Origin of the sequence: Nonomuraea sp. LP-02, assembly GCF_036289125.1 — a bacterium.
Lineage (GTDB): Bacteria > Actinomycetota > Actinomycetes > Streptosporangiales > Streptosporangiaceae > Nonomuraea > Nonomuraea bangladeshensis.
Window position 1 is genome coordinate 5,759,695 of record NZ_JAXCLK010000001.1, and the last position, 20,814, is coordinate 5,780,508.

Genomic DNA, 20,814 nt, shown 5'->3' on the forward strand with positions numbered 1-20,814 from the left:
GCATGGCGAACATCCTCATCTCCGGCGCGAGCATCGCCGGCACGTCCGCGGCCTACTGGCTGCGCCGGCACGGCTTCACCGTCACCGTGGTCGAGCGGGCCCCCGCCGTCCGCTCGGGCGGCTACAAGGTGGACATCAGGGGCGCGGCGCTGCGGGTGATCGAGCGCATGGGCCTCAGGGACGCGGTCCGCGCCCGCGCCACGGACATGCGCGTCGCCACCCACTACGACGCCGACGGCAGGAAGGTCGCGACCATGGACGCCGACCTGTTCGGCGGGCGCTCCGGCGACGACGTCGAGATCATGCGCGGCGACCTCAACGAGCTGCTGTACGAGCTCACCCGCGACGAGGTCGAGTACGTCTTCGACGACTCGATCACGGCCATCGCCGAGGACGGCACGGTCACCTTCGAGCGCTCAGGACCGCGTACGTTCGACCTGGTCATCGGGGCCGACGGCGCGCACTCCAACGTCCGGCGGCTGGCGTTCGGCCCGGAGGAGGGCTTCGTCCGCCACCTCGGCCACTACATCTCGATCTGCTCGGTGCCCGACCCGCTCGGCCTGGACCGCGAGGAGGCGGTGCACGCGGCGCCCGGCCGCACCGCCAACGTCTACAGCACCCGCCAGGACGACGGCGTGGCGAGGGCCGCGTTCATCTGGTCGTCCCCGCCGCTCGCCTACGACCACCGGGACGTCGAGCGGCAGAAGGAGCTGCTGACCACGGCCATGTCCGGGATGCGCTGGGAGGTGCCGCGCCTGCTCGACGCGGTGCGCGAGGCCGACGACCTCTACTTCGACGCGGTCTGCCAGATCCGCATGGACCGCTGGTCGAAGGGGCGGGTGGTGTTGCTGGGCGACGCGGCGTACTGCGCCTCCCCCGCCTCGGGGCAGGGCACGAGCCTGGCGGTCGTGGGGGCGTACGTGCTGGCCGGCGAGCTGGCGGCGGGCCGCGGCCCGGAGGGCTACGAGCGGGAGCTGCGCGGCTTCGTCACGGCCAACCAGGCGCTGGCGGACGCCAACCTCAAGGGCATGGTGATCCCGTCGCGGTTCGCTCTGTGGTTCCAGCTCGCGATGATCCGGCTGCTCCCCCGCCTGCCGGGCCGCGACCGCATGGTGGAGCGCATCGCCGGGCCGATCCACCGGGCGGCGAACGCCATCGCGCTCAAGGATTATGTGGAATGAACTGTTCCGTTCTGCTAAACTGAGAGCAGAACGTTCCGTTCCAGAAAAGGGGTTCACCATGACCGTTCTCGTCACCGGCGCCACCGGGACCGTCGGCCGCCTCCTCGTCGAGGAGCTGCTCGCCGCCGGGCAGCGGGTCCGCGCCCTGACCAGGAACCCCGCCGCGGCCGCTCTGCCCGAGGGCGTCGAGGTGGTCGCGGGCGACCTCGCCCGGCCCGCCGAGCTGGCCGGCGTCTTCGACGGCGTCGAGGCCGCGCACCTCATCAACTTCGCGGGCGACGACTACGCCCCGCTCCCCGACGGCGCCGCCCTGGTCGAGCTTGCCGCCGAGGCCGGCGTGCGGCGGGTCACCGTGCTCGGCGGGCGCGAGGACGGCGAGCTTGAGCAGGCGCTCGTCGGCAGCGGCATCGAGTGGACGCTGCTGCACCCGGTCGAGTTCATGTCCAACACGCTGCGCTGGTGGGCGGAGACGGTCCGGACCGAGGGCGTCATCAAGGAGCCGTTCGGCGACCGGCTGAGCGCGCTGGTGCACGAGCGCGACATCGCCGCCGTGGCCGCGACCGTGCTCACCGAGGGCGGGCACGGCGGGCGGACGTACGTGCTGACCGGCCCCGAGGCGATCACGCTCAGGGAGAAGGTCGCGATCCTGGCCGGCGCCGTCGGCAGGGACGTACGCTTCGTCGAGCTCACCGTGGACGAGGCCCGCGCCAAGTGGCGCGCCGACGGCATGGGCGAGGAGACCGTCGAGTTCCTGATCGGCGCGCTCGGCCACACGCCGGAGATCGGCTACACCGTCGTCCCGACCGTCAAGGAGGTCACCGGCCGGGACGCCAGGAGCTTCCGTCAGTGGGCCGAGGAGAACGCCGCCGCCTTCCGCCCCTGATCGACGACCTCGGGAGCGGCGGGGACCGGCGTCCTGCGCCCCCGCAGGTGGCGGTCGAGGAAGACCGCGAGGTGATCACGGGTGATCCGCAGCGCCCGCGCGCCGTCGAGCTCCTGCGCGGGGATGCCGAGCGGGGGCCGGAGCACGGCGTAGTCCACGAAGGCGGAGTGGTCGGTCCCGGTGATGGTGATCCACTTCTTCGGGCCCTTCAGGTGGGCCCAGGACTTCTTCCACGAGTCGTCACTGCCGTCCCACGCATGCGTACGCGGGGAGCCGATCAACAGGAACGGCCGGTCCAGGCGCTCGACCTGCGGGATGAAGGTGCCGTCCAGGTTGGCGCCGGCCTTGACGCGGTGGTCCTTCGCCAGGACGGCGGCGGAGCTGTTGCCGCCCATCGAATGGCCCGCCACGGCGATCCGCGAACGGTCGACGGACCGGCCCCAGCGCCCCGCCGTCAGCTCGTCGAGCACGAAACTCACGTCCGCCGCCCGCCCGGCCGCGACGCCGGCACCGTCCTGACCGGGGACGCAGGCGAGACACGTGGTCGTACGGCCGTCGGGGAACGTGGTGGCGACCGACTCGTAGGTGTGCTCGACGGCCGCGACCAGGTAGCCCCGGCTCGCCAGGTCCTCGCCGAGCGAGGTCAGGGTGGCGCGGGGGAAGGTGAAACCGGGCGAGAGGACGACGAGCGGATGGCGGCCCGCGCGGACGGGGGCCTCCCGCCCGGCATGGGTTCTGACCCGGGTGAGCGCGTCCGGGGGGACGTCGCGGTAGAGGGCGAGGACCGCGGCCGACTCCTGCGGGCTCAGGTAGCGCGCCCGCTCGCCGCTGTGGCGCCGGGCCGGATACCAGAGGGTGACCATCAGCTCACGCCGGTCCGCCTCCGGGTTCCAGGGGTCGGGGCGGCTGTCGTCCACCAGGTGCAGGTCGGTCGTGCCCACGGGCAGCGGGCCGGTGGGCTCCGGCAGCGCGAGGTCCGCCTGCGGCGGCACAACGACCAGGGACAGGGCGGTCAGAATCTTCAGCATGGGAACCAATCTGGCGGCGGGAGCCGCCGGGGCGTGCGCCCCGATCGTCGGTCGCCGCCCCCTACTTTCGTCGTAAAGCCTCTTCCCGCCTGGCCCCTACGCTGGTGGCATGCGGTTCGTCCTGCTCGGCGCGGCGATGTTCGGGCTCTCCCTGTTCGTCCTTCAGGGGCAGGCGGGGGCGCCTTCGGGGCTCCCGCTGCCGGCGGAGCTCGCGGTCGCCGCGGCGGCCGGGCTGGCAGCCTGGTGGAGCCGGCGGTCCTGGTGGCCCCTCGCCGCCGTGGCCGCCGTCGGCCACGTCCTGCTCCTGCTGTGGCCGCCGCTGCTGGCCGCCTCCTACCACGCGGGCCGCGACCTGGTGAGGGGCCGGGACGTCGCGGCCTACCTGGGCGGCTGCACGGCCGTGTTCGGGGCGTCCGCGCTGATGGGCGCCTGGCGCGACGGCGTGCGGGAGGTCCTGGCCGCCACCCCCGGCAACGCGCTGTTCATGGCGCTGGCCGTGGTCGGGCTGCCGTTCGCGCTGGGCCTGTGGACGCGGGCCCGCCGCGAGGTGCGCCGGCGCGCCGAACGCGAGCAGATCATGCGGGCCGAGCAGGTGAGGGCCCAGGAGCGGGCCCGCATCGCCAGGGAGATGCACGACGTGGTCGCCCACCGGGTCTCGCTGATCGTGCTGCACGCCGGGGCGCTGGAGGTGCGTACGGGCGACGAGGAGGCCGCGCGGACCGCCGCGCTCATCGGCGGCATCGGCCGCGAGGCGCTGGCGAACCTGCGCGACGTGCTCGGCGTGCTCCGTGCCACCGACCGCGCCACCGACTGGGCCCCCGATCGGCGGCAAACGGAGGAGGAGGTCGCGCCGCCGCCCACGTTCGCCGACCTCGACCGGCTGCTCGACCAGTCGCGCGCGCTCGGCGTCGAGGTCGTCAGGCACGACGAGGGCGAGGCGAGGGAGGTGGAGCCGGCGGTGGGGCGGACCGCGTACCGGGTGGTGCAGGAGGCGCTCACCAACGTGCACAGGCACGCCGCCGACGCGCGCACCGACGTGCGGGTCCGCTACCGGCCGGAGGCGCTGGAGGTGGAGGTGCGCAACCACGCCCCTGGATCCCCGCCCGCCGGGCTGCCCGGGGCGGGCTGGGGCCTGGTCGGCCTGCGCGAGCGGGTCGAACTGCTCGGCGGCACCCTGCGCACCAGCGCGCAGGACGACGGCGGTTTCCTGGTCGCGGCGAGGATCCCCGCGTGATCCGGGTCCTGGTCGCCGACGACGAGGGGCTGGTGCGCTCCGGGCTCCGGCTGATCCTGGAGGCGGCGGGCGACATCGTCGTGATCGCCGAGGCCCGCGACGGCGCGGAGGCGGTCTCGGCGGCGGCGCGGCTGCGCCCCGAGGTCGTGCTCATGGACGTGCGCATGCCCGGCACCGACGGCCTGACCGCGGCCGGCCGGCTGCTCGCCGCCCCCGGCCCGCCCAAGGTGATCATGCTGACCACGTTCGACCTCGACGAGTACGTCCACGAGGCGCTGCGCCTCGGCGCGGTCGGGTTCCTGCTCAAGGACACCCCGCCGAGGGAGCTGGCCGCGGCCGTCCGCACGGTCGCGGCCGGCCAGGCCATGCTCGCCCCGTCGGTCACCAGGCGCCTGCTCGCCTCCTACGCCGGCCGCGCCCCGTCCAGGGCCGAGACCGCCCGCCGCCGCCTCGCCGCGCTGACCGGCCGCGAGGAGGACGTGATCAGGGCCCTGGCCCGCGGCCTGTCCAACGCCGAGATCGGCCGCGAGCTGCGGCTGACCGAGGCCACGGTCAAGGCGCACGTCAGCCGGGTGCTGGCCAAGCTGGGCCTGGCCAACCGGGTCCAGGCGGCCATCCTGGTGCACGACGCGGAGCTCGGCTAGCCGGTCACGTCCGCGTAGTGGCAGGCCGCCTGCGCCTCGGCCACGGCGGGCAGGATGGCCGGCGGCTCGGTGCGGCACCTGCCGTCCACCCCGGCCTCGGCCGCCCGCCCCGAGGCGAGCACCTGGCAGCGGGCGTGGAAGCGGCATCCGCCGGGGATGCGGGTCGGGTCCGGCGGCTCGCCGGTCAGCACCACCCGTTCCGGCGACTCCGGCAGCACCGACAGCAGCGCCTGCGTGTACGGATGCCGCGGCGCGGTCAGCACCTGCTCGACCGGCCCCGACTCGACGATCCTGCCGAGGTACATCACGGCGACCCGGTCGGCGATGTTCCACGCCAGCCCGAGGTCGTGCGTGACGACCAGCGCCGACAGTCCCAGCTCGGCGCGCAGCCGGAGCAGCAGCGCCAGGATCTCGCCGCGTACGGAGGCGTCCAGTGAGGCCACCGGCTCGTCGGCGATCAGCACCTTCGGGTCGAGGGCCAGCGCGCCCGCGATCACCACGCGCTGCCGCTGCCCGCCGGACAGCTCGTGCGGGTGGCGCAGGAAGAACCGGTCGGGCGGCCGGAGCCCGGCGTGCGACAGGGCCTTGGCCACCACCTCCCGCTCGTCGGCCAGGCCGTGGATGCGGGGGCCCTCGGCGACGGCCTCGTACACGGTGTGGCGGGGGTTGAGCGAGCCCATCGGGTCCTGCAGGACGAGCTGGACCTGCCTGCGGTACGCCTTGAGCGCCCGCGCCCGGTAGTCGAGCGCGGCCCCGTCGAAGCGGACCTCGCCGGCGGTGGGGCGTTCGAGGCCGAGCAGGGTGCGGGCGAGCGTGGTCTTGCCGCAGCCCGACTCGCCGACCAGCGCGACGATCTCGCCCTTGCCGATGGCCAGGTTGACGCCGTCCACGGCGCGCGCCCTGCGGCCCCGCGAGCTGAACTCCACGCGCAGGTCGCGGGCCTCCAGCAGGGTGGGCCGCGAGGTCTCGACCGCCTCGGCGGGCGTCTGCGTCTCGGTCATGAGGCATCCTCCTTCGCCCGTACGTGCACGCAGGCCGCGACGCGGCCGGGACCGGCCGGCCAGAGCTCCACGTCGGTGCTCGCGCACTCCGGCAGCGCCGCCGGGCAGCGCGGGTGGAAGGCGCAGCCGGTCGGGAGCTGCATGGGGTCGGGCGGGTCGCCGCCGAGCCCCTTCGGCGCCATGCGCGAGGCGGGGTCGCCCACGGTCGGGAATGCTGCCGCCAGCGCCTTGGCGTAGGGGTGGCGCGGGTCGTGGAAGACCTGCGCGGACGGGCCGTGCTCGACGACGCGGCCGGCGTACATGACCGCGAGCTGGTCGCAGACGTCGGCGAGCACCGACAGGTCGTGCGAGATCATGATCAGCGAGATGCCGTGCTCGGCGACCAGCTCCTTGATCAGCGTCAGGACCTGCGCCTGGACCATCACGTCGAGCGCGGTGGTCGGCTCGTCGGCGATGATCAGCCGCGGCGAGCAGGCCAGCGCCATCGCGATCATCACGCGCTGCCGCTGCCCGCCCGACAGCTCGTGCGGGTAGCTGCGCGCCCGCCAGGCCGGCAGGCCGACCTGTTCGAGCAGTTCGGTCACCCGCTTGCGGGCGCCCTCGGGCTTGGCCAGGCCGTGGACGAGCAGCGGCTCGGCGATCTGGTCGCCGATCCTGCGCACGGGGTTGAGCCCGTGCTGCGCGCCCTGGAAGACGATCGACGCCTCCGCCCAGCGCACGGCCCGCAGGCGTCCCCACTTCATGGCGGCGATGTCCTCGCCGCCGAGGAGGATCCGGCCGTCGACGCGCGCGTCCCCGGGCAGGAGCCTGAGCAGCGCCATGGCCAGCGTCGACTTGCCGGATCCCGACTCGCCGGCGACTCCGAGCGCCGCTCCGGAGTCGAGGGTCAGCGACACGCCGCGCACCGCGGGCACCTCGCCCGCGGCGATACGGTACGTCACCGACACGTCATCGAGTTCGAGGAGACTCACGCCTTCCTCCTGAGCTGGGGGTTGAGCACGGCCTCCAGCGCCCGCCCCATGAGGGTGAACGCCATGACGACGATGAGGATGGCCAGGCCGGGAATGATGATGTACCACCAGGCCGCGTTGGTGGCGGCGCCGAAGTCGTAGGAGGCGCGCAGCATCGTGCCCCAGGACGTCTTGTTGGCGCTCGCGCCGAGGAAGGCGAGCGTCGACTCGGTCACGATCGCGCTGGCCACCTCCAGCGTGGTGCTGGCCAGCAGCAGCGGGGCCACGTTGGGGAGCACGTGCCGGGTGGTGATGTGCCAGTGCCCCGCGCCGAGCGCCTTTGAGCGCTCGATGTAGGGGCGGGCCTCGACGGCGAGCGTCTGGGCGCGGATCAGGCGGGCGGTCGAGGGCCAGGTCGTGACCGCGATCGCGGTGACGATCGTCATCGTGCTGCCGCCCAGGATCGCCGCCAGCACCAGTGCCGTCACCAGCGACGGCAGCACCAGGAACCAGTCGGTGACCCGCATGAGCGCGCCGCCGACCCAGCCGCGGAAGTGCCCGGCCGCGACGCCGACGACCAGGCCGATGACCACGCTGAGCAGCGCGGCGAGGAAGCCGATGAGCAGCGACGTGCGCGAGCCCCACCACACCATGAGCAGGATCGAGCGGCCCGACTCGTCGGTGCCGAACGGCTCGGCGAGGCTGGGCGGCGCGAACTTCTGACCGGTGCCCTCGACGACGCTGGTCACGTTCTCGCTGATGAACAGCGGGGCGGTGAGCGCGAGCAGCACGGCGACCAGCAGGATGACCGCGCCGGCGAGCCCGGCCCGGTGGGTGCGGAAGTCGGCCCAGAAGCGGCTCAGCGCGAGGCGGCGCCGCGTGGCGGCGAGGCTCGTCATGCCGACCTCACTCTCGGGTCGAGGATGTGGTAGACCACGTCGGCCAGCGTGTTCATGAGGATCACGGCGACCGTGATCAGCAGGAACGTGCCCTGCATGAGCGTGAAGTCCGGCACCCGCACCGCCTCGTAGAACAGCTGCCCGAGGCCGGGCCAGGTGAAGATGGTCTCTACGGTGACCGCGCCGCCCACGACGAACCCGATCCGCATGAACACCAGCGTCACGGTCGGCAGCAGCGCGTTGGGCACGGCGTGCCGCCGCCGTACGTCGTCGTCGCGCAGCCCCTTGGCCCGCGCCACGGTGACGTAGTCCTGCCCGACCTCCTCCAGCAGCGACGAGCGCATGACGAGCAGGTACTGGGCGTAGACGACGGCGACCAGCGTCAGGCAGGGCAGCACCATGTGCGAGGCGACGTCCAGCACGTACGCGAACCCGTCGGGCGCGTCCACGCTCTCGATGCCGCGGAACGGGAACAGCCCGGGGATCGGCCCGATGCCGACGCCGAACACCATCATGAGCAGCAGCCCGAGCCAGAAGGTCGGCACCGACCAGAGCACCAGCGACACGCCGGTGGAGAAGCGGTCGAAGCTGCTGCCGTGCCGCCAGCCGGCGCGGGTGCCCTGCCAGATGCCGAGGCTGACCGCGATGACCAGCCCGGTGCCGGCGAGCAGCAGCGTCGGGCCGATGCGCTCGCCGATGAGGTCGAGCACCGGCCGCTTGTACTCGTAGGAGGTGCCGAGGTCGAGCCGGAGGGTCTTGCCGACGAAGTCGAAGAACTGGTCGATCAGCGGCTTGTCCAGGCCCAGCCGGCGACGTTCCAGGTCGAGCTGCGCGGGGGTCATGTTGCGGCCCTGCGCGAGGTTGCGTACGGGATCACCGGGAAGCATGCGGAAGAGGAAGAACGTCCCGACGATCACCATGGCGATGCTGAACAGCGCCCCGCCTGCCTTGGACGCCGCGTAACGCAGCGTGCCACGGCGGGCGGGGCGGTCGTCCGCGGGGCCCGCCGCCTGGACGGCGGGCTCCGTTGACTCGAGCGGTGTGGTCATTCGCGCTCGTCTGCGGTGCTCTTGCGCCGCCTGGTCAGGAAGAAGGCACCGAGGCCGAGGACCACCACGACGCCGACGATCCCGGCGATGAGCCCGGTGTTCGAGCCGCTCTCGCCGCTCGCGCCGGCCGCGGCCGCGGCCTTGACGTCCACGGTGTAGAACGGCCAGTAGCCGCTGCCGCCGTAGAGCAGGCCCTTGTCCTCGGGGATCGGGGTGATGCTGGTGACCCGGTCCTTGCGGTAGCCCTCAAGGTCGTTGGTGTAGTAGATGGCGATGATCGGCGCCTGGGTGTAGAGCCGCTCCTGCATCTGCTTGATCAGCTCGACGCGCTTGGGCCGGTCCAGCTCCTTGAGCTGGTCCTGGTAGAGCTTCTCGAAGGTGTCGTCGCAGAAGAACGACTCGGTGCCGCCGCCCTCGCCGTTCGGAGCGGGCCGCCGGCTGCACAGGTGCGTGGCCAGGACCTCCTCCGGGTCGGGGTTGACGGACCAGCCGCTGATCGCGATGTCGAAGTTGCCGGTGGTGCCGGTCTCCTCGGTGAACTTGCTGGAGTCCAGCTTGACCGTGGTGACCGTGATGCCGACCTCCTTGAGGAAGGCGGTCATGTACTCGGCGAGCTTGTCCTCGACCGGCGTGTCGGTGTGGATGGTGAAGCGGAACTCCAGCTTGCGCTTGCCGTCGGGCATCGTGCGGACGCCGTCGGAGCCCTTCTTGTAGCCCGCGTCGTCGAGGATCTGGTTGGCCTTGGCGGGGTCGTAGGTGACCTTCTCCTCGCCGGTGGCCTCCCAGAACCAGTCCTTGTACATCGGCGGCACGATCGAGCCGTCGGCGGGCTTGGCCAGGCCGTTCTGGACCTCGTCGACCAGCTTCTGCTTGTCGATGGCGTAGTGCACGGCCTGGCGGACCTTGACGTCCTTCAGCGCCGGGTGACCGTCGCCGACGGCCTTGTCGTCGGTCGTGGTGGCGCCGTGGTTGACCTGCAGGTACGCCGCGCGCCGGCCCTGGGTGTTCCAGGCCTCGATGTTCGGGTCGTTCTGGATGGCCTCGAACTCCTGCGGAGTCATCCGGCCGAGCAGGTCGATGTCACCCTTCTTCAGGCCGGCGACGGCGGCCTGCGGGTTGTCGTAGAAGATGACCTGGAGCTCGTCGATCTTGGGCTTGCCCCGCCAGTAGTTGGGGTTGGCCTGCAGCTTGACGTACTGGTCCTTCTTGTGCTCGACCGCGATGTACGGCCCGCTGCTCACCGTGGGGTACTTCTCGGCGTCGTAGTTGGCCATGTCGGTGACCGACTCCCAAGCGTGCTTGGGCATGATCGGGACCGGGTTCTCCAGCATGGACGCCTGCGGCGCCTTCAGCTTGATGACGAGGTCCTGGCCGTTGGCCGTGACGGTCTCGAAGTTCTCCACCGCGGGGCCGTTCGCCGTCTTGGCGGCCTCGTCGGTCATCATCTTGTTGAACGTCCAGGCGGCGTCCTCAGCCGTGATCGGCTGGCCGTCGGACCACTTCGCCTGGCGGATCTTGAACGTCCAGGTGAGCCCGTCCTCCGACGTCGTCCACGACTCGGCGAGGTCGGGGCTGGGCGCGAGGGTCTTCGAGTCGGGCACCGTCAGGAAGCCGTACATCCAGCGGTGGATGGAGGTCGAGACCAGGCGGACCGCGAGGAACGGGTTCATCGAGTCCATGGCCTGGGTCGCGCCGACCCTGAAGATCTTCTTCCCCGCCGCCGGTTCCTGCGCTAGGGCCGCTGTAGTGCCCTGACCTGCCACTAATACCGCCAAGCCCAGCGCTACCAGGCGCGCGAGCCATTTACTCATGAGTGCCTCACCTTCAGGCGGGGTTTTCCTGTGTATGGAAAGGCACACCATACGGAGACCGTGTGTCAACGAGACACGGAAAATTGTTTCAGCTTCGTATCCTTTGGCGGTGTAAATTTTCAGTCTTTACCGGCACTACCGTAAATCTGGTGCCCCGCCTGCTCACCGCCCTCGCCGCCGTCCTGACCGTCGCCGCAGGGCTCGGCGTGCGCCTGCTCTGGGACGGGCCGGTGCCGAAGTACGCCGGTGACGCGCTCTACACCGTACTGATCTACACGTTCGTGCTGCTCGTGGCCCCGCGGGTGCGGCCGTGGGTCGCGGCGTCGGTGTCGGCCGGGCTGAGCTGGGCGATCGAGTTCGCCCAGCTCGGGGAGATCCCTCCCCTGTTGCGGCCGCTGCTGGGCAGCACCTTCAACCCGCCCGACCTGCTCTGGTACGCGGTCGGCGCGGGCCTGGCATGGGTCGTCCACACCGTCGCCCGCGCCCGCCTGGCACGCTGAGCGGTCAGCCGCAGCCGCAGGAGCCGCCGCAGCACCCGCCGCCGCCCGCCTGGGGCAGCAGCTCGATCCGGCCGGCCAGCTCGTAGCCCGCCTCCTTGACGGCGGCCTCCACCGCGTCCGCGTCGAGCGGCGCGGCGCTCGTCACGGTCACGGCCCCGGACGCCAGGTCCACCTCCACCCCGCTCACCCCGGCCACCTTGCCGACCTCCTCGGTCACCGAGCTCACGCAGTGGCCGCAGGTCATGCCCTCGACCTGGTATGTCGTGACGGTCATGACGACTCCCTCCTCACAGTGACGTTCCCCGGGCACTATACCCCCCTAGGGTAAAGACGCATACATCCGACACGGCCGGATAGAGGGGAGAAAACCGCTGATTCATAGGAGAGTTCACATGATGAACGGCAAGACCATCGCCTTTCTCGTCGCGCCCGAGGGCGTGGAGCAGGTGGAGCTCACCGAACCATGGAAGGCGGTCAAGCAGGCGGGCGGCACGCCCAAGCTGATCTCCACCGACTCCGGGCAGATCCAGGGGTTCCACCACCTGGACAAGGCCGACGAGTTCGCCGTGGACGACACGGTGGACACCGCCGACCCGGCGTCCTTCGACGGCCTCGTGCTGCCCGGAGGCGTCGCCAACCCGGACTTCCTGCGCATGCAGCCCACCGCCGTACGGTTCGTCCACGCGTTCTTCGACGCCGGCAAGCCGGTCGCGGCCATCTGCCACGCGCCCTGGACGCTGATCGAGGCGGACGTGGTGCGCGGGCGCACGATGACCTCGTGGCCCAGCCTTCAGACCGATCTCCGCAACGCCGGCGCCACCTGGGTGGACCAGGAGGTCGTGGTGGACACCGAGGGCCCGAACACCCTCGTCACCAGCCGCAAGCCGGACGACCTGAAGGCGTTCTGCCAGGCGGCGACCGACGCGTTCGGCGAGTGACCCGCATCAGGCGGCCGGCGACCTCCAGGAGGTCGCCGGCCGTCGGCGTTCGGTCCTGACGAGATCGAAACCCGCCTGTAACGCCTTGTCCCACGGCAGGAAATGGTCTAGACGTAGACCATACAGAGCGTCCTCCGCGCCCCCCAGGGAGACCTCATGTCCGTTGACGAGGATTCCAGGCGACTCGCCGAGCTCGGCTACAAGCAAGAGCTGGCCCGCACCTGGAGCGGATTCTCGAACTTCGCCATCTCCTTCTCCATCATCTCGATCCTCGCCGGCTGCTTCACGACCTTCGGACAGGCCTGGAACAACGGCGGCCCCATCGCCATCTCATGGGGCTGGCCGGTGATCTCGCTGTTCATCCTCATCATCGGGTTCTGCATGGCCGAGCTGGTCTCGGCCTACCCGACGGCCGGCGGCATCTACTGGTGGGCCGCCAAGATGGGCAAGCCGATCCACGGCTGGTTCACCGGCTGGCTCAACCTCATCGGGCTCATCGCCGTCACCGCGTCGGTCGACTACGGCTGCGCCACGTTCCTCAACATCGTCCTCTCCCGCCTGACCGGCGGCGCGTGGGAGGGCACGCTCACGCAGACGTTCCTGCTGTTCGTGATCGTGCTCGCCCTGCACGCCCTGATCAACATCTTCAGCCACCGGCTCATCTCGCTGCTGCAGAACGTCTCCGTCTGGTGGCACGTCGCCGGCGCCGTGATCGTCGTCGCGATCCTGGTCTTCGCCCCGTCCGACCACCAGTCGCTCGGCTTCGTCTTCGGCGGCACCAACAACAACTCCGGCTTCGGCGACGGCTCCGACGGCCTGCCCTTCTGGCTGTACGTGCTGCCGCTCGGCTTCCTGCTCACCCAGTACACGATCACCGGGTTCGACGCCTGCGCCCACGTCTCCGAGGAGACCCACGGCGCGGCCAGGACCGCGGCCCGCGGCCTGTGGCAGTCGATCTTCTACTCGGCGATCGGCGGCTGGATCCTGCTGCTGGCGTTCCTGTTCGCCGCCACGAACGTGGACGAGCTCAACAAGCAGGGCGGATTCGTCGGCGCCATCTTCGAGACCGCGCTGTCCTCGCCGCTCGCCACGGTGGTCTTCGCCATCTCCACCATCGGCCAGTTCTTCTGCGGCATGAGCTGCGTGACCTCGATGTCGCGGATGACGTACGCCTTCTCGCGGGACGGCGCGGTGCCCGGCTGGCGGCTGTGGTCGAAGGTGGACCGCAACCGCACGCCCGTCAACGCCATCATCGCCGGCTGCGTGGTGGCCGCCCTGATCACCCTGCCCGCGCTCTACGCCCCCGCCGGGCTGACCACCCCGGTCGCGTTCTACGCCGTCGTGTCGATCGCGGTCATCGGCCTCTACCTGGCCTTCCTCATCCCGATCTGGCTCCGCCTGCGCATGGGCGACGCCTTCCAGCCGGGACCGTGGACCCTCGGACGCAAGTACAAGGCGCTGTGCTGGATCGCCTGCGTCGAGATCGTGATCGTCTCGATCTACTTCATCATGCCGTTCAGCCCGGCCGGCGTGCCGGCCAGCGACGACTTCACCTGGACGTCGGTGAACTACGCGCCCATCGCGGTGGGCGTCGTGCTCATCCTCATCGCGCTGTGGTGGACCCTGTCGGCCCGCCACTGGTTCACCGGCCCGCGCCGGACCGTCGACGAGGAGACCGAGACCGTCTGATCGTCCTCCGGGGGCCTGCCGGCCGGGGCGGGCAGGCCCTCAGCCGGGCCCTCAGGTGGGCACTCAGTCGGACGCCTCGAACGCCTCGGCGACGACCTTGCGGACCTCGTCCATCGAGGCCGTGCCGAGCTCGCGCTGGAGCGAGGTCATGTCGACGTCCGGCATGCCGCAGGCGACCGCCCAGTTCCACGGCGTGAGGTCGCCGTCGACGTTGAGCGCGAAACCGTGGCTGGTGACGCCGCGGCTCTGCCGCATGCCGATGGAGATGATCTTGCGGCCGGTCTCGCAGGTCCACACGCCGGTCAGCAGCTCGGAGCCGGGCGGGGTGTCGCGGCGCTCGGCCGGCAGCCCGAGCTTGCCCAGCGCCTCCACCAGGCGCAGCTCCACCTCGCGGACGTAGTCGACGATGCCCTCGTCCTCGGCGAGCTTGACGACGAGGTAGCCGACGAGCTGCCCGGGGCCGTGGTAGGTGAGCTGCCCGCCGCGGCCGGTCTCGGCGACTGGGATGCCGTGCGAGGGGTCGGGCAGGTGGGCGGCCGGGGTGCGGCGGCCGACGGTGTAGACGGACGGATGGCTGAGCAGCCAGAGCGTGTCGGGGCGTTCGTCCCGCTGGCGCTGCCCGACGAGGTCGGTCATGCGTTCCATCGCGGGGTCGTAGTCGACGAGATCGTCCTGGAGGAGTGTCAACGGCCTTGCCCTCATGGTTCGAGGATATGCCGCCACCGGAACGCGGCGGACGCCAGGGACGCCTGCCAGAATGCCCGGCATGCCGACCTTCGCCGCTCATGACGGCACCACGCTCGCCTACCACGTCCACGGCTCCAAGGGCCGGCCGCTCGTCTGCCTGCCGGGCGGGCCGCAGGCGTCGGCGTACCTGGGCGACCTCGGCGGGCTGTCCGCGCACCGGCGGGTGATCACCCTGGACCTGCGCGGCACCGGCGACTCGGCGACGCCGGCCGACGCCGCGACGTACCGGTGCGACCGGCAGGCCGAGGACGTGGAGGCCCTGCGCGCGCACCTCGGCGAGGACCGTCTCGACCTCCTCGGCCACTGCGGGGGCGCGAACCTCGCCGTCCGGTACGCCGCCCGCCACCCCGCCAGGATCGCCCGCCTCGTCCTGATCACCCCCAGCACCCGGGCGGTCGGCGTCGACATCGCCGGGGAGACGCGGCGCGAGGTCGCCCGCACGCGCGCCGCCGAGCCCTGGTTCGCCGAGGCGTACGCGGCCCTGGAGCGGATCACGGCGGGCGAGGGCCGGCCCGGCGACGGCTCACTCATCGCCCCCTTCACCTACGGACGCTGGGACGCGCCCGCGCGGGCCCACCACGCCGACGGGGAGCGGCGGCTGAGCCGGGAGGCGGCGGCCGGGTTCGGCGCCGAGGGCGCCTTCGACCCGGCGGCCACGCGCGCCGCGCTCAAGGCGCTCGACGCCCCGGTGTTCGTGCTGGCCGGCGAGGTGGACGTGGCCGGCCCGCCTCCGGCCATGGGCGAGGTCGCCGGCCTGTTCCCCCGTGCCGAGCTCGCGGTGCAGCCAGGAGCGGGCCACTTCCCGTGGCTCGACGACCCCGTGTGGTTCGCCGGGACCCTGCGGAACTGGCTGGATCAGACGGCGCTTGATCAGACGGTGCGGTAGCCCTTGGGCTCCTCCGGGACGAGGATCCACATGGCGACGTAGACGACCCACAGCGGTCCGGGGATGAGGGAGAGGAGCAGCCAGAGGATCCGGACCAGCGTGGGGGGCATGCCCGTCTTGTCGGCGATGCCGCCGCAGACACCGGCGAGGATTCTGTGCTCTCGGGAGCGGTACATGGTGTTCCTTCCGTTTCTCTCGACCTACTGGGCCAACGGACGGGGCCGCGCTCAGGACTCCCGTCAGGAACCCTGAGAAAACCCTGTAAGGGTCAGCCACTCCAATGCAGTGCCCAGATGACCGCTGGTCAGTCCGTGTGCCGGATCCACGTGCACGAGCAGGAAATCGCCGACACCCTGATGGACCCTGAGATACTCCTCGTCCTCGGCCCACACCTGATCGTCGAACCAGACGAACGGCCGCCGCCCCGCGTACGCCGCCACCGCCGGGGTCTTGAACATCTCGCCGTGCCCGCTCACCGGCGTGGTGAGGGCGTTCACCGCGACGACGGGCAGCGAGGGCAGGCCGATGCGCGGGGCGATCCAGTCGTTGGCGTGCTCCTCCCAGGTCGTCGCCCACGCCAGCTCCGCCCCGGTGGCCTCGGCGAGGTCGAGCAACTGGCGGCCGTGCCGGGGGTCGAGGCGCACGACGTACGTCTCGCCGTCGACGACGCAGCGGTAACGCCGGTAGCCCGGGGGCCGGCGGCCGATCGGGTTGAGCACGCCGTCCACGTCGAGCAGCAGCAGCGGTCTCACTCGACGGCTCCGGCCGGCTGCCGCCGGTATTCCTGGGGGCTCACGCCGCGTACCCGCTTGAAGGCCGCGCTCAGCGCGAACGGGCTGCCGTAGCCGACCTTGCGGGCCACCGCCCCGATCGTGGCGTCGGGCTCGCGCAGCAGATCGGCGGCGAGCGCCAGCCGCCAGCCGGTGAGGAAGGCCATCGGCGGCTCCCCCACCAGGTCGGTGAACCGCCGGGCGAGCGCCGCCCGCGAGACGCCGACCTCGGCGGCCAGCGCGGCGACCGTCCACGGGTGGGCGGGATTGTGGTGCAGCATGCGCAGGGCCTTGCCCACGACGGGGTCGCCCATCGCGCGGTACCACGCGGGGGCCTCGTGGGCGGCGAAGTGCGCCCGCAGCACGGCGATGAGCAGCAGGTCGAGCAGCCGGTCCAGCACGGCCTCCTGGCCCGGCTCGTCCTTGTCGATCTCCGCGCCGAGCAGGCCGATGACCGGGCCGCCCGGCCGCACGACGAGCGGCGGCAGCGCCTCCAGCAGCCGCCTGCTGACCTCGCCCTCCATCGTGTACGTGCCGGTCAGCATCACGGTCCCGCCGTCGGCGGCGTTGCCCCATGTCCGCACCCCCAGGTCCATGGCCTGGTGGAGGGCGCTGCCGTCGAGCGTGGTGCAGCGCTGGCCGGGGTGGATGACGATCTGCGGCGCGGTGCCGGGCCGGTCGGCCACCACGTACGGCTCCGGCCCCCGGTTGATCGCCACCTCGCCCGGACCGAGGCGTACCGGCTCGGCGCCGTCGAGCAGCACCCACGCCTCGCCGCGCACCAGCGCGGTCACCGACAGCGGGGCCTCGTCCTGCACCAGGATCGACCACGGCGGGTCGAGGACGCAGCGCAGCAGGAAGGCGCCACGGGCCCGCGGGCCGTCCAGTAGCGCCGCGAGCTGATCCATGAGTGAGACGATCGCATATGCCTTCGCGCTTCTCAACCATGGAGAGTCTTACGGGCTGGGGGGCTTACTGGATCCATGACGATTCTGGTTCTGGGCGGCACGGGCAAGACCGGCCGCCGCGTCGCCGACCGGCTCACTGCCCGCGGGCTGAGCGTGCGCGTCGGCTCCCGCTCCGCCACGCCGTCCTTCGCCTGGGAGGACCGCTCGACCTGGCCCGCCGCGCTGGAGGGCGTGACGGCGGCGTACGTCTCCTACTATCCCGACCTGGCCTTCCCCGGCGCGTACGACGACGTGAGGGCGTTCACCGAGCTGGCCGTGCGCTCCGGGGTGCGCCGGCTGGTGCTGCTGTCGGGCCGGGGCGAGCCGGAGGCGCGGGCGAGCGAGCGCACCGTTCAGGAGTCAGGCACGGAGTGGACGATCGTGCGTTGCAGCTGGTTCATGCAGAATTTCAGCGAGGGCTTCATCCTGGAGCCGGTGCGCGCCGGCGTCATCGCGCTGCCGGCCGCGGACGTGCCGGAGCCGTTCGTGGACGTCGACGACATCGCCGACGTGGCCGCGGCCGCGCTCGCCGGGGACGGCGGCCACGCGGGCCAGGTGTACGAGCTGACCGGGCCGCGGCTGCTGACGTTCGCCCAGGCCGCCGAGGAGCTGGCGGCGGCCGTCGGCCGACCGGTCGTCTTCGCCCGGGTGACGCCCGAGGAGTATGTGGCCGGGGCGGTCGCCCACGGCGTGCCACGAGAGGAGGCGGAAGGGTTGTCGGCGCTGTTCACCGGCATCCTTGACGGCCGCAACGCGAGCGTAGCCGACGGCGTGCCGCGGGCCCTCGGCCGGCCGGCCCGCGATTTCGCCGACTTCGCCCGCGCCAACGCCCACCGGTTCCGCTAGCCTCGCCTTCGTCAATCAGCAAGTCCTGGAAGGGTGTCCACGTGATCGGCTGGCTGGAAGCGGTGATCTTGGGGTTGATCCAGGGGCTCACGGAGTTCCTGCCGATCTCCTCCAGCGCCCACATCCGCGTGGTTCCCGCCCTCGTCGGGTGGCCCGATCCTGGCGCGGCGTTCACCGCGGTCATCCAGCTCGGCACCGAGGCCGCGGTGCTCATCTACTTCCGCAAGGAGATCTGGGAGATCATCTCCACCTGGACCAGATCCCTGTTCGACAAGGAGCTGCGCGGCCACTGGGCGGCCCGCATGGGCTGGTACGTCATCGCCGGCACGCTGCCCATCGGCATCCTCGGCCTGCTGCTGAAGGACCAGATCGGGACGGTCTTCCGCGACCTGCGGCTGGTCGGCACGACGCTGATCGTCTTCGCGCTCATCCTGTGGTTCGCCGACCACACCGCCCGCAACAAGCTGACGCTGGAGCGCCATCTCAGCTTCACCCACGCCATCGTCTACGGCTTCGCCCAGGCGCTGGCGCTGATCCCCGGCGTGTCCCGCTCGGGCGGCACCGTCACCGCCGGCCTGCTGCTCGACTACCGCCGCGAGGACGCCGCCAAATACTCGTTCCTGCTGGCCATCCCGGCCGTGCTGGCGTCAGGGCTGTTCGAGCTGAAGGACATCGGCGAAGGGCCGGCCCCCGACTGGGGGCCGACCATCCTCGCCACCGTCATCTCGTTCGCCGTCGGCTACGCGGCGGTGGCCTGGTTCCTGCGGTACATCAGCACGCACAAGTTCACCGGTTTCGTGGTCTACCGGATCCTCCTGGGGCTCTTCATCCTCTTCGCGGTCAGCATGGGCTGGCTCGACCCTCAGGCGGGCGCACCCTCGGCCACGGGCACCGGCGCCGGATAGTACGCGGCCCAGGCCGCGTCCCCCATCCGCAGCACCTTCACGCCCACCCAGGCGAGCGCCGCGGCGGGCGCGACCCAGAACGGCACCGTGAGCGGGCCGTAGTCGACGGCGAACGAGCCGACGTAGCCGACGCCGACGACCAGCGGCACCCACCAGTGCACGGCGCCGGCCCGCCAGACCGCGAGCAGCACCACCGGCAGGCCGAGGAGGCCGAAGAACATCCACGGCAGCTGGAAGCCGAAGATGACGCCGGGCAGGTTCAGCATCTCGTCGAGGATCTTCTGCGCCTGCTCAGGGGAGTTGTGCTGCCCGAGATACCACTCGACGGGGTCGATCATCAGCAGCGCCGACAGCGCGAGGTAGCCGAGGATCGTCAGGCCGCCGCTGACGTGCCCGAGCACGCTGGCCCTGCGCCGGGTGAAGTGCACGAGCCCGAGCACGGCGACGGCCATGAGCATCCACGACCAGTGGTAGAGGGCGGACTGGACCTGCGCGAGCGCGGGGTTGTCGCCGAAGCTGACCGCCTCGCGGTCGTCGCCCCAGGTTCCCGGGTCGACGACGACGGCGACGGCCTGGAGCAGCGGGGCCACGATCAGCAGGACGCCTGCCGTGACGCGGCGGAAGGTCACCTGGTTCTTCAACATGCCGCGAACGGTAGGCGTCGCTTCCGCGAGCGGTCGTCCATCTGCCGGACGATCCGCCGTCCGCTGCCGGAGGGAGAAGATCGCCCGGCGGGTCAGGCGACCGGCACCGGCGTCCGCGCCGGCCGGTACGTGGCCAGCGTGACGACCAGCGCCGTCAGCCCGAACGCGGTGGCGACCACCGTCACGCCGGCCCTGCCGTACCAGTCGAGTGCCGCGCCGCCCGCCAGCCCCGCCACGAACAGCCCGAGGTACTGCGCGGACGACAGCAGCCCGAGCCCGATCGGCACGTTGCCGGGCACCGCCGCCACGGTCCTGAACTGCTGCGCGGGGGCCACCAGCCAGCCGAGCGCGCCCCACAGGAACGCCCACGCCAGCGCGACGGGCAGGGCCAGGTTGGCGACCGGGATGAGGGCCAGGAAGACGGTGGACGCGGCCAGGCCGATGATGATCATCCGGCGGGGGCCGTACCGGTCGGTGAGCCGGCCGCCGAGCTGGTTGCCGGCGACGCCGCCGAGCCCCCACGCCCAGAGCACGGCCGTCAGCGGCAGGTCGAACAGCGACCCGATGTAGGTGTAGGCGGTGAACCCGGCCGCGAACATCAGCAGCTGCGTCGCCAGCACCGCCAGCACCGGCCGTTCGGCCAGCGGCGCGAAGCGCTCGCGCAGCCGCCCGGACGCGGGCATCCTGACCTCGGGCACCACGGCGGCCACCCAGGCCAGCCCCACCACGCCGAGCCCGGTCACCATCCAGAGCGTGGCCCGCCAGCCGGCCTCGCCGCCCAGCCAGGTGCCGAGCGGCACGCCGATCGCCGAGGACACGCTCAGCCCGCCCATCACCAGCGCCAGCGCCCGCCCGCGCCGCTCGGGCGCGCTCAGCGCGTTGGCCACGCCGGACGCGGTCGGGGTGAACATGGCCGCGCCCGCCGCCGCGAGCACCCGCGTGGCCAGCACCAGCGGGTACGTCGGCGCGAGCGCGGTCAGCACGTTCCCCGCCACGAAGACGGCCATGGCGAGCAGCAGCAGCCTTTTGCGCGGCAGGCGTGCCGTCAGCGCGGCCAGCAGGGGTGAGAGCACCGCGTACGCCAGCGCGAACACCGTCATGAGCTGCCCCGCGGCCGAGCGCGAGACGCCGAGGTCGGCCGAGATGGGCGGAAGCAGCCCGGCGGTGACGAACATGCCGGTGCCGAGGGCGAAGTTCCCGACGGCCAGGGGGTAGAGCCGCGCGCTCAATGAAGCCTCCAAACAGTTGGACGCTCATCAAAC

Annotated in this window: 23 protein-coding genes; 10 read left to right on the plus strand and 13 right to left on the minus strand. The window is 71.9% G+C overall.

Going from position 1 to position 20,814, the window contains the following annotated elements:
* Positions 1-2 precede the first annotated feature (2 nt).
* The gene (locus tag SMD20_RS26940) at positions 3-1,181 is read left to right on the plus strand and encodes an FAD-dependent monooxygenase (RefSeq protein WP_329586169.1); all 1,179 of its coding nucleotides are present in this window, start codon (positions 3-5) and stop codon (positions 1,179-1,181) included.
* A gap of 58 nt (positions 1,182-1,239) precedes the next feature.
* Positions 1,240-2,064 (plus strand): NmrA family NAD(P)-binding protein, encoded by an 825-nt coding sequence (locus tag SMD20_RS26945; RefSeq protein ID WP_329586172.1) that lies wholly within the window; start codon positions 1,240-1,242, stop codon positions 2,062-2,064.
* On the opposite strand, the gene SMD20_RS26950 is transcribed toward SMD20_RS26945, so the two are convergent.
* Complete coding sequence (locus SMD20_RS26950) at positions 2,025-3,092, minus strand: alpha/beta hydrolase family protein (protein ID WP_329586175.1); 1,068 nt, start codon at positions 3,090-3,092, stop codon at positions 2,025-2,027. The two genes, SMD20_RS26945 and SMD20_RS26950, sit on opposite strands and share 40 nt — an antisense overlap.
* Before the next feature lie 109 nt (positions 3,093-3,201).
* On the opposite strand from SMD20_RS26950, the gene SMD20_RS26955 reads away from it, so the two are divergent.
* Both SMD20_RS26955 and SMD20_RS26960 read left to right on the plus strand, forming a co-directional pair.
* Positions 3,202-4,326 (plus strand): sensor histidine kinase, encoded by a 1,125-nt coding sequence (locus tag SMD20_RS26955; RefSeq protein ID WP_329586178.1) that lies wholly within the window; start codon positions 3,202-3,204, stop codon positions 4,324-4,326.
* Complete coding sequence (locus SMD20_RS26960) at positions 4,323-4,970, plus strand: response regulator transcription factor (protein WP_329586181.1); 648 nt, start codon at positions 4,323-4,325, stop codon at positions 4,968-4,970. Before SMD20_RS26955 ends, SMD20_RS26960 begins: the two co-directional genes overlap by 4 nt.
* On the opposite strand, the gene SMD20_RS26965 is transcribed toward SMD20_RS26960, so the two are convergent.
* Genes SMD20_RS26965 through SMD20_RS26985 form a run of 5 tightly spaced genes read right to left on the minus strand, consistent with a single transcriptional unit; the run spans position 4,967 to position 10,680 of the window.
* Positions 4,967-5,971 carry an ABC transporter ATP-binding protein gene (locus SMD20_RS26965; RefSeq protein WP_329586184.1) on the minus strand — a complete coding sequence of 335 codons (1,005 nt, stop codon included), beginning with the start codon at positions 5,969-5,971 and terminating at the stop codon, positions 4,967-4,969. The two genes, SMD20_RS26960 and SMD20_RS26965, sit on opposite strands and share 4 nt — an antisense overlap.
* Positions 5,968-6,942, minus strand: coding sequence for an ABC transporter ATP-binding protein (locus SMD20_RS26970; RefSeq protein WP_329586187.1), 975 nt, complete (start codon positions 6,940-6,942; stop codon positions 5,968-5,970). Before SMD20_RS26970 ends, SMD20_RS26965 begins: the two co-directional genes overlap by 4 nt.
* Entirely contained in the window at positions 6,939-7,820 is an 882-nt protein-coding gene (locus SMD20_RS26975) for an ABC transporter permease (protein WP_329586190.1), read from the minus strand. Before SMD20_RS26975 ends, SMD20_RS26970 begins: the two co-directional genes overlap by 4 nt.
* Complete coding sequence (locus SMD20_RS26980; RefSeq protein WP_329586192.1) at positions 7,817-8,869, minus strand: ABC transporter permease; 1,053 nt, start codon at positions 8,867-8,869, stop codon at positions 7,817-7,819. The genes SMD20_RS26975 and SMD20_RS26980 overlap by 4 nt, the downstream gene beginning before the upstream one ends.
* Positions 8,866-10,680: an ABC transporter substrate-binding protein gene (locus SMD20_RS26985; protein ID WP_329586194.1), complete on the minus strand. Its 1,815-nt coding sequence runs from the start codon at positions 10,678-10,680 to the stop codon at positions 8,866-8,868. Before SMD20_RS26985 ends, SMD20_RS26980 begins: the two co-directional genes overlap by 4 nt.
* A 149-nt stretch (positions 10,681-10,829) precedes the next feature.
* On the opposite strand from SMD20_RS26985, the gene SMD20_RS26990 reads away from it, so the two are divergent.
* Complete coding sequence (locus SMD20_RS26990; protein ID WP_329586197.1) at positions 10,830-11,180, plus strand: ribosomal maturation YjgA family protein; 351 nt, start codon at positions 10,830-10,832, stop codon at positions 11,178-11,180.
* 4 nt (positions 11,181-11,184) lie between these two features.
* On the opposite strand, the gene SMD20_RS26995 is transcribed toward SMD20_RS26990, so the two are convergent.
* Positions 11,185-11,454 carry a heavy-metal-associated domain-containing protein gene (locus tag SMD20_RS26995; protein WP_329586199.1) on the minus strand — a complete coding sequence of 90 codons (270 nt, stop codon included), beginning with the start codon at positions 11,452-11,454 and terminating at the stop codon, positions 11,185-11,187.
* 118 nt (positions 11,455-11,572) lie between these two features.
* On the opposite strand from SMD20_RS26995, the gene SMD20_RS27000 reads away from it, so the two are divergent.
* Positions 11,573-12,118 carry a type 1 glutamine amidotransferase domain-containing protein gene (locus tag SMD20_RS27000; RefSeq protein ID WP_329586202.1) on the plus strand — a complete coding sequence of 182 codons (546 nt, stop codon included), beginning with the start codon at positions 11,573-11,575 and terminating at the stop codon, positions 12,116-12,118.
* 156 nt (positions 12,119-12,274) lie between these two features.
* The gene (locus SMD20_RS27005; RefSeq protein ID WP_329586205.1) at positions 12,275-13,807 is read left to right on the plus strand and encodes an amino acid permease; all 1,533 of its coding nucleotides are present in this window, start codon (positions 12,275-12,277) and stop codon (positions 13,805-13,807) included.
* 63 nt (positions 13,808-13,870) lie between these two features.
* Here SMD20_RS27005 and lipB read toward each other — a convergent pair whose 3' ends face one another.
* Complete coding sequence (gene lipB / locus SMD20_RS27010) at positions 13,871-14,509, minus strand: lipoyl(octanoyl) transferase LipB (protein ID WP_329586207.1); 639 nt, start codon at positions 14,507-14,509, stop codon at positions 13,871-13,873.
* A gap of 64 nt (positions 14,510-14,573) precedes the next feature.
* Here lipB and SMD20_RS27015 point away from each other — a divergent pair, with 64 nt between their 5' ends.
* Positions 14,574-15,440: an alpha/beta fold hydrolase gene (locus SMD20_RS27015; RefSeq protein ID WP_329586210.1), complete on the plus strand. Its 867-nt coding sequence runs from the start codon at positions 14,574-14,576 to the stop codon at positions 15,438-15,440.
* Here the strand turns inward: SMD20_RS27015 and SMD20_RS27020 are convergent.
* The 3 genes from SMD20_RS27020 to SMD20_RS27030 all read right to left on the minus strand — a co-directional run bounded on the left by SMD20_RS27020 (position 15,425) and on the right by SMD20_RS27030 (position 17,118).
* Positions 15,425-15,616, minus strand: a complete 192-nt coding sequence (locus tag SMD20_RS27020) for a PspC domain-containing protein (protein ID WP_091080088.1) — start codon at positions 15,614-15,616, stop codon at positions 15,425-15,427. The genes SMD20_RS27015 and SMD20_RS27020 overlap by 16 nt on opposite strands.
* A gap of 63 nt (positions 15,617-15,679) precedes the next feature.
* Complete coding sequence (locus SMD20_RS27025; protein ID WP_329586216.1) at positions 15,680-16,192, minus strand: HAD domain-containing protein; 513 nt, start codon at positions 16,190-16,192, stop codon at positions 15,680-15,682.
* The gene (locus tag SMD20_RS27030) at positions 16,189-17,118 is read right to left on the minus strand and encodes an AraC family transcriptional regulator (protein WP_329586219.1); all 930 of its coding nucleotides are present in this window, start codon (positions 17,116-17,118) and stop codon (positions 16,189-16,191) included. The genes SMD20_RS27025 and SMD20_RS27030 overlap by 4 nt, the downstream gene beginning before the upstream one ends.
* 75 nt (positions 17,119-17,193) lie before the next feature.
* Between SMD20_RS27030 and SMD20_RS27035 the strand changes: the two genes are divergently transcribed.
* Positions 17,194-18,003 carry an NAD(P)H-binding protein gene (locus SMD20_RS27035; RefSeq protein WP_329586222.1) on the plus strand — a complete coding sequence of 270 codons (810 nt, stop codon included), beginning with the start codon at positions 17,194-17,196 and terminating at the stop codon, positions 18,001-18,003.
* A 41-nt stretch (positions 18,004-18,044) separates the two neighbouring features.
* Complete coding sequence (locus SMD20_RS27040; RefSeq protein WP_329586225.1) at positions 18,045-18,908, plus strand: undecaprenyl-diphosphate phosphatase; 864 nt, start codon at positions 18,045-18,047, stop codon at positions 18,906-18,908.
* Here SMD20_RS27040 and SMD20_RS27045 read toward each other — a convergent pair.
* Complete coding sequence (locus tag SMD20_RS27045; protein WP_329586228.1) at positions 18,866-19,552, minus strand: hypothetical protein; 687 nt, start codon at positions 19,550-19,552, stop codon at positions 18,866-18,868. The two genes, SMD20_RS27040 and SMD20_RS27045, sit on opposite strands and share 43 nt — an antisense overlap.
* A gap of 92 nt (positions 19,553-19,644) precedes the next feature.
* Positions 19,645-20,781 (minus strand): MFS transporter, encoded by a 1,137-nt coding sequence (locus tag SMD20_RS27050; RefSeq protein ID WP_329586231.1) that lies wholly within the window; start codon positions 20,779-20,781, stop codon positions 19,645-19,647.
* Positions 20,782-20,814 lie beyond the last annotated feature (33 nt).